This is a genomic window from Asticcacaulis solisilvae (assembly GCF_052327315.1).
Classification (GTDB): domain Bacteria; phylum Pseudomonadota; class Alphaproteobacteria; order Caulobacterales; family Caulobacteraceae; genus Asticcacaulis; species Asticcacaulis solisilvae_B.
The window spans coordinates 801,665-814,205 of the sequence record NZ_CP166196.1; the positions used below are offsets into that span (position 1 = coordinate 801,665).

The following is a 12,541-nucleotide window of genomic DNA, read 5'->3' on the forward strand; positions in this document are numbered from 1 at the left end:
AGCGGCAACTTTCAGGCAAAGGGGGAGCGAGCGCGCCCGCAGAGGGGCGCGTCCGGTATTTCTGGTTTTCCGGGATGGTCAGGGCCGCGTGGGCGGTCGTGCTACCGGGTCGATGGGGACGATGGGCAGCGGAAGCGCTGAGCCCGTCGTCCTGGCCGGCCGGTCCTTCAGCCGCAGTTGCGGCAATGAAGTCCGGATCGGGCCTTTGGCGGAGGGCGAGAGCGTCGCGATGAATTCGAGATGAGCTACCCACGTATGACCGCAGTGAACGTCACCGCAGGCGTAGTAGATCTTTCGAAGCGTCGGGCTGACGTCCTCCGATGCCCTGATCAAGGATCGGGACAAGCAGACCGGACACCCCATGCCGGGCAGTCGGGTCTTTTTGAGGAGGCCGTTACCCATGGGGCGCCTCCCCTGTCGTTCGGTACATGTGTTACACCTGCCAGAGTGTTCGGCGACATCGCCGGTATCAAACCGCGGGACTGCGGTTTCTTGGAAAGGCGGACTGCAAGGGCCGTCATCATTTGCGGCCTCCCTTGTTTGTCAGCCTGAATTTCAGGGTGGTCAGGGCCTCGATCGCCTCGTTGCACTCGCGTATCGCGCCCTTGCGGTCTCCTGCGCCGCCGGCCAGGTCGAGCGCGGCTTCAACGGCCTCTGTGCTTTCGCGGAGCGCCGTGCGTGTCACGCGCACCAGGTTCTCCGAACTGTCGTCGTCTTCGACCTGGTCGAGCTCGAGGCGAGCTGTATAGGCCTCGTACAGCGGGGCGCCGTCGCCGCCAGCACGGCGGAATGCCAGGTCAAGGCGCATGGCGTCCTGCAGGCTGATTTCCCGCTCGGTGTCCGGATCCGCATATTTGCGGATGGTCGACTCCGATTTTTTCAGGACGGCCGCGGCGCCGTCCCAGCCGATTTCGCCGGCGATACGCGCTAGGGCGCGATATGCGGTCATCGGGTGGCGTTGCTTGGTCATGCCGCGTGAGCCTTCAGTTGGGCCAGCTCGACGCAGGCAACGTTGAGGCGGTGCGAAGTGTCGGCCAGTTTCGAGACCGTCAGGGCACGGCGCGCTTCGGCTTCGGCCCACAGGCCTTTGAAGTGGTCGCGGCTGGCCTTGAGCGAAGCGATCTCGGCCTCTGCAGCGGGTATGCCGATGATCGGCGCCGGTGCGGCCGTCGAGGTCGGGCCGGGCACATACGGGCGCCACGCGACCGGCATAGCGGCCGGGTTATGCCAGTTGACGTTTTCGGCCTTGAGGTTGCGCCAGCAATGCCAGTTTCCGGCCGCGGCTACGACCAGGACGTCAACCGTGTCGCCAGTCTTAAGGCCGAGCTGGTCAAGTCCCATGCCGAAAGTCAGCATCCATGGATTACCGGCCTGTTGATAAGGCAAGATCATAATTCGCCCCTTGGCAAATCGGTGCCGCCATCGACGGACGACGGCAGGCGGTTACATGTTCGAAGACAACCGTGCGCGTTTTGCGCCCCGGTCATTTGCAGATCAGCACCCAGGCAATCACGCCTAAAACCGCCATACTGGCCGTGCTGAGGATGATCGGACGCACCTGGTGCGCCTTGCGGCCCCTGATGTATGTCAGCGAGACGCCAGGCGGCGTCTGTCTGACGATGGGGCGGTGAGAGCTCATGTCTTTCGTGCCTTGGCTATCGCCAGCAGCACCAGGACAAGAATGATACCGTGCAGAAGGCTGAGACCACGAAACAGCGGCCTCTTCCCGAAAACGGCCATTGCGAACGGCCACGTCATCACAAACGTGATGCCAGCCGTGTTGATGATGCCGAGGAGCGCCTTCATTGGAAAGCGCCCGGGAACAGGTCCAAATTCGGATCGATATTGGCGTATGCGCCGGTATCCCATTCCGATAAGGCTTCGCCCTCGTCGCCGGCTTCTGCCGGCCTTTCAGGCTGTGGGCGGGGGTAAATGTCCGGACGGAGATCGTGGCGCGAAACGCCCGTGGCTGTTTCAACTGCCAACACATACTTGTGCGACATCCGCTTGGCCTGGAGCATCTTCCAGACCGCAGTCTGCGAGCATCCACAAATGCGCGCCAATTCGCTCTGATTATTGTGAACTACCGCCAGCGCAGCATTGAGGGCTTCAAAAGGTGTCATCGTGAACTCCTACACCCATCTACAACCATGGTTGTGATTGCGTCAACCATTATTTTTGGATTGGCGCTTACAACCTCGGTTGTTAAGGCTCACTAATGACCGGTTCCAATGTAGTGATTGCCAGCAGACTGCAGGAGCGCATGGACGCCGCCGGCGAAAGCCAATCGTCGTTGGCTCGCGCAGTCGGCGTGTCGCAACAGACGATAGGGAAACTGTTGGCGGATAAGCCGTCTGGCAGCACCCACCTTCATAGAATTGCTCGGGCGCTTCACACGACGGCGGAGTATTTGACCGGTGAGGCGACCGATCCCTCCGAAGGTGCGCTCCCCACGCCTACGCCAGCACTGTTGGCCGAGCAGCTCGACATCGTTCGGATACCGGTTCTAGACCTTCGTTTCGGAATGGGAGGTGGCACCTTCGCCGAATCAGTCGAGCCCGTGGAGCGGATGTCTGTTTCCCGCGATCTGATTCGCATGTGGACCTCAGCGCCGCTGGACGGCTTGGTCTACGCGACGGGCACCGGCGATTCCATGTACCCGACAATTCACGACCGAGACGGTCTGCTGATCGACATGTCGCAGCGTGAACTTCGCATGGGCGATCAGATATGGGCGCTCTACCACTACGGTCTGGGTATGGTGAAACGCATCCGGCCGACTGCCGGCGGTTATGTCATCAGCTCGGATAACCCGCATGTGGCGGACATAACGGCGGCGGACAATGAAATGAGCATCGTCGGCCGCGTCGTCGGTGTTTTCCGTAGAGTTTAGGGGAGGCCTCTATGAAAATCAGATTGTTGGCTATTGGTCTTTTTTCGCTGGCGGTCGGCGGTTGCGGTCAGCCCGCAAAACAGGAAGCGGCCAAGGATTGGCGCGATAGCGTCGGTGCGCCCGCCGTAGGGCCGTCAGTGGTCGAATACGTCAATATCAACACGAACGTCGTGACGACAGGCGGCCACCGTCTGATAGCTCAGGAGATGGGTGACGCCATTTCACAAGTGGCCGAGCGCCTAAAGGCCGGCGAGATTAAGCCTACGAAAGAAACGAAATGGGCGCAGTTTTATTTTAAACTTCAGCACAGCCCATCAGCCGACAGCCAACTCAGCATCGCGACGCTACGCGTGCCCCTGGCTGCGCTGCGTGCAGCGCCCGAAAGGCCAGGCGTAGATTTCCGGCCTTTCCTGGATCTGGTCGATCATGTCGAGCGCGGGCCTGACTTCGACGCGGCCTCAAAGTTCTGTGGCAGCAACGCCGAAGCCGGCAAGGGCCTCAAGTTCTGCGAAGCGGTCGCCGCGGGAAAATAGTCCCTGTCGGGGCCTATTCCTAGCTGGCCTTTTTAAGCTTCAGCATTTCCGGCAGCCTGGCCTTCTCCACCACTTCGGCGGCTAGACGCATCAGCTCCGGATCGAACTCACGATCCTCGGTCACGGCATAGTGCCGTAGCTTGCCATTGTCGTCGTGGCCCCAGAAAAAGCTATACGGCGGGTTCTGCGGCAGGATCGGTAGGCCCGGCACCAGGTCCATGCGCGTCAGGCGTCCATGATCCGGGGCAATCATCAGGCATTCGCAATACCAGTCGAAATCCTGGTCGGTCAGGCACAGCGTCAGGGGCTCCTTCAAGCCACGCTCGAGCGCCGCCTCCAAGCTGCAGACCAGACGATAACAGATTCGGCTGACAGGGCTGTCGATGCCGCGAAACGACAGGTGCGATTGGTACACCAGCCAGGCCTTTTCCAGTTCGATCGAGATATTCATTCTGAAACACCACCACGCTTTTTGCATTCTAATGTTCTCTTTATGTTCTCATTATGCGAGTCGTCAAGAGGTGGTAGCAATGGGATCAGGAGGGCGCGACGATGAAAAAGCTAAATGGATGGCAGCGCATCGGCGTCATCGCATCCGTAATTTGGATAGTTGCAGCAGGAGTTGGTGAGCGGATCCGCGAACAAAAATATTTTGAGGATCTGGAGTATGCTAGCGTGAGTGTTTGCGAACAAAAGTGGCAATATGAGCCAATGCCATCTCCAGATCCGTGCATAGAGGACGGCGTAAACACCTACTTCAACAATCTGAAGGCGGCCGGATGGAGTGGCCCATTAATTGCGGCATTTCTTCCTGTGGCAGTTGGATGGGGGCTTACTTATCTCATTTTAGCGTTAGCTCGATGGGTCCGGCGTGGTTTTGCCGCCTAGGCCAGGCTCTCGAAACTTAAATCCGAGGTCAGCCCGCCGCTGCCGTCGACGGTGTGACTGATCTCGGAGATCAGCCATTTTTTATCGTTGATCTCGGCCTTGAAGCCGGTGACCGTGCCTGAACGTTCCGGATATAGATCCGGACGGCCCAGGGGCAGCGGAAACGACAGTTTCGCGCCGGCGCGTTCCATCTTCGTATTCTCGGCCGCGACGGCATGCTGCGCGCTTTTTTCGCTGGCATAGACGCGGCGGAGCTTCTTGGCCGGGCCGGTCGATGTGCCGCCTGCAGAGACGGATTTACGGGTTGCACTGCCCTTGTCATGATAGACCGCCTCGACGCCGTTGTACTGGTCGCGCTGGGCACGCTCGTAGCGCGCCTGGCCGGCTTCCGACCTGTCGATCGAGAATAGCGGCAGGCCGCTGCCTTTGGCCGTCTTGCCGCCGCCGATCGGCGCGAACAGCAGGTAACCGGCTTTGATCGTGGCGACCGCATCGAAGCGCCGGCCGAGCGCTTTCAGCAGCGCCGCATCGGATTTCAGGCCATAGCCTAGCGCCGGGATTTCCTTGGCGCCGAGATCCGTGTCCACTTGCGGCTGCAGGCCGTTGTCAGAGGCCACGGCCGCTAGGACGGCGCCGACCGTGGCGTTGACGAAGGAGCGCTCGCGGCGAACGCGAAAGGTGTCCGTAAAGTCGGCCGACCGTGCGCGCACGGTGATGATGTCGGGAGGGCCGGTCCATCCCGCCTCGTCCACGGTGAAGGTGCCTTTGTCGACCAGGCCGAGCGGCAGGCCGGAGCCGGCCTCCCAGCCGATGAAGACGCGCAGCTTGGCGCCGCGCGGCGGAATGTCGAGCAGCTGGTCGGAGTCGTTCAGCGTCAGGTCGAGCTCGTCGGCCTCGTCCCCGCGCTTTTCCCGGATGGTCAGGCTGATCAGCCGCGGCTTGATCTTGTCGGTCAGATCCTTGCCGTCAAGCGTCACCTTCCATGCCGCCTTCGGCAGTTGGAACTTAGGCATCGCTCACGCGCTCGAGCTCGATGGTGAACTCGCCTTTCCGGGCTACGCCGTCGACAAAGAAAATCGACCTGTTGTCGCTGAGGCTGTTGATGATCCAGGAGCCCATGACGTTACCCAGGCCGTCCAGCATGAGGTAGGACTGGCCGGCGTCGGCCATCGACCGGATGGTGTCGAGCGAGCTGAACTTGCCGGCAAGCGACGGGTACAGGGCGCCAGTCAGCGTTATCTTGTCCGTGCCTGGTCCGAGGTACTGGACGGCCGGACGCGCGCGGAATCGATCGCCCTTGCCATAGCGCCACTCGGTTTGTCGGGCCAGCTCCTGGTAGGGCAGCGTGCCGATTTCAAAGCCGAAAAGGCCGAGGGTCATCATCATGCGTCGTCATCCTCATACGCGGAGCGGGCGCGGGCGGCTTTCTCGCGGGCATGGCCGAGCAAGGCGTCTTTGATGGCTTCGCCGATATCGCTGGCCGATTGTCCGGCTGCCGCATGAACAACGATCGCGCCGGCGCCGATCTGGACGATAATACTGCCGCCCCCTCCGCCGCCGTAGGCTGATGCCCCGGCTCCCCCGCCACGCGGCGTAAATCCGCCAGCGCCTGCAACGCGAGCCGCCATGTCCCTGGCGCTGGCGATTGGATCTCCGGCGCCGTTGTCGATGCCGCGGCTAAGGCCGGCCGTGATGTGCCCGCCCATGGCCATGAAGACGCGGGACGGCGATTTGATGCCCAGGACTTTTTTGAAGTAGTTAACGCCGGCCATGGCGACCTTGCCCATGGCCATGATCAATAGGGGTATGCCACCAATAAGGCCGGACGCGAGGCCTAACAGGACATTTTTACCGACGTCGAGCCAGTTGATCGACCCGAAAAAGTTTTCCAGCTTTTTCCAGACGCCTCCCACGATCGTCTGGATTTGCTTCCAGTGGGTGAAAGCGTAGACGACGCCGGCGATGACGGCCGCGACGGCGACACAGGCGGCAATCACCGCGAGGATCGGCCAGGCCACTGCCCAGACGCTGACGGCCGTGGCCCACATCGACGCCATGAAAGGACCGTTTGCCGCCGTCATCAGAGCGGATCCTGCCGCCCATATCCGGGCGAACACGCCGACCTTCTGCATCCACAGCATGGCGTTATAGAGCTTGATGGCCGGGCCGATCGTGGCGCCGAAGGCCAGCCGGGCACCGCCGAGCACAAGGTTCAGACCTGCGATTGCTGCAACACCGTTGACGATAACACCGGTCAGCATGGGGTGTGCCGAAGTCCACTTGAACAGGCTGTCTGTCACCCGAAGTACCCGGTCGCTGAGGGCCACAGCAGTCGGAAGCAGCTTATCGCCGGCGACGATGGCTAAGTTCTGCAGGTTGCCTATTAAGGCGCGCGCTTGAACACTCGCATTTTGACTGCGTAGCGCGAAGTCGGCGTCGATTGTGCCCTTGGCATTTAAGGCTTCCGCGCGGATTTTCCGGTATTCGTCAAGGTTCTGGATTAGAGGGCGAAGCGCGGAGGCGGCTTCCTGATTGGTGAAGATCTGGCCGACTTTAGACAGGTCACCTTTCGTCGCCTTGTTCGTCAGCTCCGCGATGGCTTCCAGCGGCGTTTTGCCTTCCGCATAGGCTTTCTTCATGGCCTTCGGCAGGTCGATGCCGAATTCCTTGAACTTCTTGATTGTCACGGAAGCATTGATCTTCGTCAGAAGATCCTGGACGTTCGTTGCTGCGGATGCGGAATCGCCTGCGCCTGTACGCGCGATCTGCAAGGCGGCGGCAAGATCCGCGACGGCCGGCACGCCTTTTTGTCCGAGCGCCTGCGCTTGGGCTGTTAGGGCTGGGAAGTATTGTGCCATGTCGGCAATTTCGAAGTTGCCGTCCTTGCCGGCCTTCGACATGGCATCCAGGGCTAGACCGACCTGATTAACAGGGACTTTGAGGTTTGAGACAGCAGCGAAGCTTGCGCGAGACAAATCCTCAATCTGGGCACGGTAGGCCGTGGCGGCGCGGCCGATCGGGCGCAACATCAGAATTGCTGTCCGTGGATCCATGCCTGCGCCGGCGAGGAAGTCTTCGCCGGCGCGCATAGATTCCGGAAGCTGTTTCGCCGCGGCAGCTGCAGCGATGATGTTCGTCTTCAGGCGCGCAGTGTCCCTCGCCGACAGGTCAGCCTTCTGCTGAATATCCGTCATGCCGTCCTGGAAGTCGGCAGCCTGCTTTACAGCGAGTGCGAGCGGCAGGCCCATCGCGGTGCCGGCCGCGATGTTCTTTTGCCCAGCCTCGGTGGCCGCATCGCCGCGAGCTTTCCATTTGGCCAGGCGTTCGACCGCCTGTTTCTGGACGTTGAGCTTGGCCGTTGTCGCGGCGATCTGGCGCTCAAGGCGAGCCTGTTGCGCCGTTAGAGCGCCGTCGGCATCACCCGTCTCGGCGATCTTCGCCTTGAGCTGCGAAAGCTCCTTGCGCTGTGCGGAGTATTCCGCATTCAGCGCCTTGAGCTTGCCCTTGGCGCCGTCGCTGGCACCCATCACGGACTTGAGCATGCCGGTAACGCCATCGACGCCCTTCATGACCAGGGTCAGGGCAAGGCGGCGCGAGTCGCTCATTTTTCGGTCCTGTTCATCTGGTTCCAGCGCGAGACAGCCTTTTCGCGCCAGCGGCTAAGGTCTTCGAGCGACATCGCCTCCATCTTTTCCGGATCCCAGTGAAAGATGACGGCGATATCGCTCATCAGGTCTTCAGCATCTGCTCCGCTAAAGCCCGCTGCGCAGGCGTGAGCAAAAAACTCATCACGTGCCCCGACAACTCGGCCAGGTCGGCCGGGTCCAAGGCCTCGACCTCGGGCTGTGTCAGGCTGGGCACCGTTATGCGCGGCAATACCTTCAGTACGTCGTCGACCTGGCCGTTGAGCAAATTTGCGGTCGAGCAGCCGCGCAGCTCGCCGGCGCCGGGCTTGCGAAGGCGGATCGAGCTGATGGTCGTTTCGCCGCGCTTGATCGGCTCGACCAGGGGGATGTCGTCGGTCATGGCCGGTGAGTTGGTGGTGTTCTGAGTTTCCAAGGTGATCTCCGAAAAAGAAACGGACCATTCCCAAGGGACGCGGGAATGGTCCTAGTTGGAAGGAAGGTTACAGGCCGATGGCGGCGCGCATCTGCTGCATGCGATCGACGCCGTTGACGATGAAGACCATGTTCGCGATGTCGATCTCGATCAGCGTGGCGCCGTTCTCGACCAGCTTGTAGTAGGAGCAGACGGTCTTGACGGTCATTTCCGTCTTGTCGCCAGGCTTGCCGGAGCCGGGATCGATCTCCTGGTGACGGCCGCGAACGACGACTTCGACCGCTTTCACTTCGCCAGTGTCGTCCGACTGATAGGCGCCCATCCAGCGGAGCAGGATGCCGTCGATGGTCGGCTCGCCGAAGCGGGTGAAGACGGACGTAATGTGCCCGCCGGGCTTCCACTCGAACTCAATGGGCTCCTGGCCCATGTCGATCTGGACTTCGCCGTCCATTCCGCCGCCGCGATAGACGTCCATCTTGCGGGCGAGCTTCGGGATCGTGACTTCGGGCACCAGGCCGGCAAACGAGCCGCCGTCGTGGAAGAGGTTCATATTCTTGAGGGTTGAGGGCAGCATCGCGGAATCCTAAAAAAGTGAGCGGGAAATGCGCCGGTTTAGCCGACCAGCTTCGCCAGCTCGTCGGCCAGCGAGCTGTAGTATTGGTCGGTGATGACCATGTTGAGGTTGATGCTTTCGGCCGGCGCGCAGGGCGTGTAGTCGAAGTCGATCACGATCTTGCCGGCGGCGAGATCCGTGGGACTATTGTGCGCGGCAACGTACCAGGCGCGGGCGCCCTGGATGCGGCCCTGCGTTTTCAGGCCGCGGAACTTGGCGTTGATCGTCTCAATGATGTCCTTCACCAACTGCGCGGTGATCGGCTTGTCCGCGGCCCAGACCAGGCCCTCCGCGATCGTATCCTTGAGCACTTGGCCGGTGCGGACGGTCGACTCGAAGGCGTACAGTGGATCGTCCGAGCAGGTACGGTTGCCCCAATAGCGGAAGCCCTGGCTGCGGATGATGGTCGTGATGTCGGCGTCGTTGAGCACGCCGGCCGTGTTGCTCGAGGACAGGATATCGAAGTCCACGGCCTTTGAAATGCCGGTGACACCTTCCACAGCGACATTGGACAGCGTCTTGTGCCAGCCGGTCGTCTGATCGATCAGGGCGCGCAGGCCGAGAGCGCGCGCCACGCTCGAACCGTCCCAGTCGGTGAAGTCCGGCCAGATCAGCATCAGTTCGCGGTCGCTGAAGCTGTTGCGATAGGTGACCACATCCTCTGCAATGTCGCCGACCGCCTTGGCGTAGACGAATGCGCGCAGACTCTTGGCCACGGGCATCAGAGCAGTAACCACTGCGTTGGTGTCATGGCCGGGGATGCCGATAATACGCGGGCGGACGCCGGTCTGCGTCTCGGCCGTCAGCAGGGCTTTCAAGCCGGTCATCTGGCCGTCTTCGGTCGTGGTGCCGATGATGTTGGTTTCGGTGGCGGCATCATCCACGCCTGGCGCTACACGCACGACGATGACGACGGGGCTGCACTGGTCTGCGATGGCCGACAGGGCTTTGGCCAGCGTCCCATTGACACCGGCCTTGCCGATGGCGGCGCGTACATCCGTCACCAGGACGGGCTTGTCGAGCGGGAAAACAGTCGCGTCGGCGTCGGTCGAGATGGCGACCAGGCCGATGACCGCCGTGGCGATCGTGGCCAGGGCGCGGGTGCCGGTCGCTGCCTCGTTGATGCGGATGCCGTGATTGATGCTGGTCATGGAAACCTCTGTCAGAGAGAAACTTGCTGGTTGAAAGCGGGCGCGTTCGGGAGGTCAGTACGCCGGCCGGTGATGGTGGCGGCGAGCTGGCCGGTAGCATCGCCAGCGACGACGACGCGGTCGAGCTGGATACGGTTCTCCCAACGATCGATGGCGCCGGCCGTGGCGGCGGCGTAAAGCAACCGCGTCATGCCGTTGATCGGCAGATCGGTGAGTTCGTGCAACTGAGAGCCGTAGTCGCGACGCATGACGCGGCTGCCCTTCGGCGTTGACAGAATGTCGCCGATCGATTGCGCGATGTGTGTTGTACCGTCCAAGGGCTTGCCGGTGTTGCGGTCCATGCCGGTCATTTCGCGAAGACCTTTGTGGCTGGGGTTCCGTCCGAGAGCATGGCGGGCTTGATTGCGCCCTGGCCGAGCGTGGAGGTGCCATCGACGGCCAGGTTACCGGAGACGGCTGCCGATCCGTCAACCGACAGATCGCCAGCGATGTCGCCACCGCCACTAACGGTCAGGTCGCCGGTAATCGTTACGTTGCCCTGAACGTCCATGTCGGCAATCAGGCTGACGCCGGCCGGCGCGACGATCTCGACCGATCCGCCGGAGAGGGTCATGGTCAGTTTGTGGGCTTCCGGATCATAGTCGATCGTGGTGCCGTCCGGAGTCTTGAGGACCAGGCGCAGGCCGGACGCCGGCGGCGGATTGGTGTCCGAGAAGATGCCGCGCATGATGACAGCGGCTTCGATATCCCCTTCCGGGCAGACTAGGAGCACCTGTTCGCCGACCGATGGCGGGCACCAGATCGAAAAGCCGCCCGCCGGCGTGAACCAGCGCAGGGGCGGCGTGGTGACGTCGCCGGCCTTGACCACGGCAAATCCTGCCTCGAGATCGACGGAATCGACCGTGCCGAAGCGCATCAGATCGCCAATGGTCTCGTTTGGATGGGGTTCGCGCGCGGACATGGGGCCATGATGTGAGCGATGGCCACGGACGCCAGCGCGCGCCCTTGTCAGATCGGATTTACGAAGCCGAGGGGGTTGGATCGGAGACGATGACGCCGAGCTCGATCTTCTTCTTGACACCCGCGGCGACTTCATGGACCCGCGCAACTGTCGCGTCATCGTCGTATTTGCCCTTGGCGTCGTAACAGGCGTTTACGTCGCGGGTGTGTGTCACGCCGTTATGTTCGAAGAAGACCGGCACCGTACGGCGCGCCTTGTCGAGTTTTCCGATTTCGTGTCTCATGGGATGTCCTCAGTAACCCCAGGCGAGAACGCGGGGCGTGGTGGAGCGGTTGTCGGAGCCGCCTTCGACCTGGCGCTGTACGGTGACGCCGTTGACGGTCGGAGCGCCGACTTGCTGGTAGACGATGTCCGAGGCCGAAGATCCGGAGCCGATGTCCGTGGTGATGCTGACACCTAGACAAGCGGTCGGGAACGCAACCGGGAAATTGACCGTTTGCGTTCCCTCGCTGCCGGTCGCGTCGGTCGAGCCGGCTGCCCATTGCCACATGAATCCATCGTGATCCTTTCGCCAGCCTGGGTTGGCAAAGGAATGCGTAACTTCGGATTTCTTGACGTAGGCCGTCGAGTCGAGGCCGTCGAGCATATCGGCATCGAGACCAGATCCAGCGCCGTCATTGCCGGCGTGCCAGACGGTATTGCTTGCGATCGACATCGAGGTCGAAGCGGCGACAGTCGGCGCCGTGATGCCGCCCGTAAACGTGTCTCCGGCCTTGTTCGCCGGGGTGAAGCCCAGTCGCGCGATGATGTTGGAATACCAACTGCCGTCCTGGCCGTCGAGCAAATCCGCATCGAGGCCCGATCCGGAACCATCGTTCGACGCGCGCCAGACGTTGAACGACAGCAGCCAGGCAGTAAAGGCAGTGAGCAACCCGAGCGGTGTAACCGCTCGGGATCCATCAGTACCGGTCTGGGTTTCGGCCGAGGTCGCAAGTTCGACCTCTCCCTTATTGTCCGTCGTCGCCGGCGGCAGCACGAAGTCCGTAGCGCCAAAGATGATATTGGCGGCATTTACGTCGGCAAAAGCCACGTCCACCGACAGCATCATCGAGGCCGCTGCAGACTTTTCTACAATCACGCCCGCCTGGCTGTAGACGGCGAAAAGCGTACCGTCATTGAGGTAGAGGGCGAAGGATCGCAGCGAATATACGTCGATGCTGTTGTCTTGCATCGTCACATGGATGACGTTGTCGGCCACGGTGACGCCGGCAATGGTGCCCATGCGCTTCAGTTCACCGGCCAACGCCGTGGTTGTGAAGTCGACGGCGAAGTTCGTGGCGGAGACACCAACCTGCGTGATATCTACCTGGTTGGTGCCGGTGTTTGCGGCATCGACCAGGGCGTTGCGGCCGGCATTGGTGACGATCAGGTTGAGTGCCACTG

21 protein-coding genes are annotated in these 12,541 nt (G+C 61.6%); 3 read left to right on the forward strand and 18 right to left on the reverse strand.

Annotated elements, in window-relative coordinates; translation table 11 throughout:
• Positions 1-78 precede the first annotated feature (78 nt).
• The 6 genes from AB8717_RS03705 to AB8717_RS03730 all read right to left on the reverse strand — a co-directional run bounded on the left by AB8717_RS03705 (position 79) and on the right by AB8717_RS03730 (position 2,123).
• Positions 79-402: an ogr/Delta-like zinc finger family protein gene (locus AB8717_RS03705; protein WP_443749682.1), complete on the reverse strand. Its 324-nt coding sequence runs from the start codon at positions 400-402 to the stop codon at positions 79-81.
• Positions 403-520: 118 nt separating this feature from the next.
• Positions 521-970 (reverse strand): hypothetical protein, encoded by a 450-nt coding sequence (locus tag AB8717_RS03710; RefSeq protein WP_443749683.1) that lies wholly within the window; start codon positions 968-970, stop codon positions 521-523.
• Positions 967-1,392, reverse strand: coding sequence for a hypothetical protein (locus AB8717_RS03715; RefSeq protein WP_443749684.1), 426 nt, complete (start codon positions 1,390-1,392; stop codon positions 967-969). Before AB8717_RS03715 ends, AB8717_RS03710 begins: the two co-directional genes overlap by 4 nt.
• Before the next feature lie 91 nt (positions 1,393-1,483).
• Positions 1,484-1,639: a hypothetical protein gene (locus AB8717_RS03720; RefSeq protein WP_443749685.1), complete on the reverse strand. Its 156-nt coding sequence runs from the start codon at positions 1,637-1,639 to the stop codon at positions 1,484-1,486.
• On the reverse strand, positions 1,636-1,806 hold the full coding sequence (locus AB8717_RS03725; RefSeq protein WP_443749686.1) for a hypothetical protein: 171 nt from the start codon (positions 1,804-1,806) through the stop codon (positions 1,636-1,638). Before AB8717_RS03725 ends, AB8717_RS03720 begins: the two co-directional genes overlap by 4 nt.
• The gene (locus AB8717_RS03730; RefSeq protein WP_443749687.1) at positions 1,803-2,123 is read right to left on the reverse strand and encodes a transcriptional regulator; all 321 of its coding nucleotides are present in this window, start codon (positions 2,121-2,123) and stop codon (positions 1,803-1,805) included. Before AB8717_RS03730 ends, AB8717_RS03725 begins: the two co-directional genes overlap by 4 nt.
• Positions 2,124-2,218: 95 nt before the next feature.
• Between AB8717_RS03730 and AB8717_RS03735 the strand changes: the two genes are divergently transcribed.
• Together AB8717_RS03735 and AB8717_RS03740 are read left to right on the forward strand one after the other, a co-directional pair.
• A complete protein-coding gene (locus tag AB8717_RS03735; protein ID WP_443749688.1) occupies positions 2,219-2,893 on the forward strand; it encodes an XRE family transcriptional regulator in 675 nt (224 codons plus the stop codon).
• Between the two features lie 11 nt (positions 2,894-2,904).
• Positions 2,905-3,426 (forward strand): hypothetical protein, encoded by a 522-nt coding sequence (locus AB8717_RS03740; protein ID WP_443749689.1) that lies wholly within the window; start codon positions 2,905-2,907, stop codon positions 3,424-3,426.
• 19 nt (positions 3,427-3,445) lie between these two features.
• Here the strand turns inward: AB8717_RS03740 and AB8717_RS03745 are convergent, their stop codons facing one another.
• Complete coding sequence (locus AB8717_RS03745) at positions 3,446-3,877, reverse strand: hypothetical protein (RefSeq protein WP_443749690.1); 432 nt, start codon at positions 3,875-3,877, stop codon at positions 3,446-3,448.
• 101 nt (positions 3,878-3,978) lie between these two features.
• Between AB8717_RS03745 and AB8717_RS03750 the strand changes: the two genes are divergently transcribed.
• Positions 3,979-4,314 carry a hypothetical protein gene (locus AB8717_RS03750; RefSeq protein ID WP_443749691.1) on the forward strand — a complete coding sequence of 112 codons (336 nt, stop codon included), beginning with the start codon at positions 3,979-3,981 and terminating at the stop codon, positions 4,312-4,314.
• Here the strand turns inward: AB8717_RS03750 and AB8717_RS03755 are convergent.
• The 11 genes from AB8717_RS03755 to AB8717_RS03805 all read right to left on the reverse strand — a co-directional run bounded on the left by AB8717_RS03755 (position 4,311) and on the right by AB8717_RS03805 (position 12,539).
• A complete protein-coding gene (locus tag AB8717_RS03755) occupies positions 4,311-5,327 on the reverse strand; it encodes a phage late control D family protein (protein WP_443749692.1) in 1,017 nt (338 codons plus the stop codon). The two genes, AB8717_RS03750 and AB8717_RS03755, sit on opposite strands and share 4 nt — an antisense overlap.
• Positions 5,320-5,700: a phage tail protein gene (locus tag AB8717_RS03760; RefSeq protein WP_443749693.1), complete on the reverse strand. Its 381-nt coding sequence runs from the start codon at positions 5,698-5,700 to the stop codon at positions 5,320-5,322. The genes AB8717_RS03755 and AB8717_RS03760 overlap by 8 nt, the downstream gene beginning before the upstream one ends.
• Positions 5,697-7,919: a phage tail tape measure protein gene (locus AB8717_RS03765; protein ID WP_443749694.1), complete on the reverse strand. Its 2,223-nt coding sequence runs from the start codon at positions 7,917-7,919 to the stop codon at positions 5,697-5,699. Before AB8717_RS03765 ends, AB8717_RS03760 begins: the two co-directional genes overlap by 4 nt.
• Positions 7,916-8,044, reverse strand: coding sequence for a GpE family phage tail protein (locus tag AB8717_RS03770; RefSeq protein ID WP_443749695.1), 129 nt, complete (start codon positions 8,042-8,044; stop codon positions 7,916-7,918). Before AB8717_RS03770 ends, AB8717_RS03765 begins: the two co-directional genes overlap by 4 nt.
• Positions 8,044-8,373 (reverse strand): phage tail assembly protein, encoded by a 330-nt coding sequence (locus AB8717_RS03775; RefSeq protein ID WP_443749696.1) that lies wholly within the window; start codon positions 8,371-8,373, stop codon positions 8,044-8,046. The genes AB8717_RS03770 and AB8717_RS03775 overlap by 1 nt, the downstream gene beginning before the upstream one ends.
• A gap of 67 nt (positions 8,374-8,440) precedes the next feature.
• Entirely contained in the window at positions 8,441-8,947 is a 507-nt protein-coding gene (locus tag AB8717_RS03780) for a phage major tail tube protein (RefSeq protein WP_443749697.1), read from the reverse strand.
• Between the two features lie 38 nt (positions 8,948-8,985).
• Positions 8,986-10,137, reverse strand: a complete 1,152-nt coding sequence (locus AB8717_RS03785) for a phage tail sheath subtilisin-like domain-containing protein (RefSeq protein ID WP_443749698.1) — start codon at positions 10,135-10,137, stop codon at positions 8,986-8,988.
• An 11-nt stretch (positions 10,138-10,148) separates the two neighbouring features.
• Positions 10,149-10,478 carry a GPW/gp25 family protein gene (locus AB8717_RS03790; RefSeq protein ID WP_443749699.1) on the reverse strand — a complete coding sequence of 110 codons (330 nt, stop codon included), beginning with the start codon at positions 10,476-10,478 and terminating at the stop codon, positions 10,149-10,151.
• 5 nt (positions 10,479-10,483) lie between these two features.
• Positions 10,484-11,098, reverse strand: coding sequence for a phage baseplate assembly protein V (locus tag AB8717_RS03795; RefSeq protein ID WP_443749700.1), 615 nt, complete (start codon positions 11,096-11,098; stop codon positions 10,484-10,486).
• A 58-nt stretch (positions 11,099-11,156) separates the two neighbouring features.
• Positions 11,157-11,381: a hypothetical protein gene (locus tag AB8717_RS03800; RefSeq protein WP_443749701.1), complete on the reverse strand. Its 225-nt coding sequence runs from the start codon at positions 11,379-11,381 to the stop codon at positions 11,157-11,159.
• A 9-nt stretch (positions 11,382-11,390) separates the two neighbouring features.
• Positions 11,391-12,539 (reverse strand): gp53-like domain-containing protein, encoded by a 1,149-nt coding sequence (locus tag AB8717_RS03805; protein WP_443749702.1) that lies wholly within the window; start codon positions 12,537-12,539, stop codon positions 11,391-11,393.
• Positions 12,540-12,541: the final 2 nt, after the last annotated feature.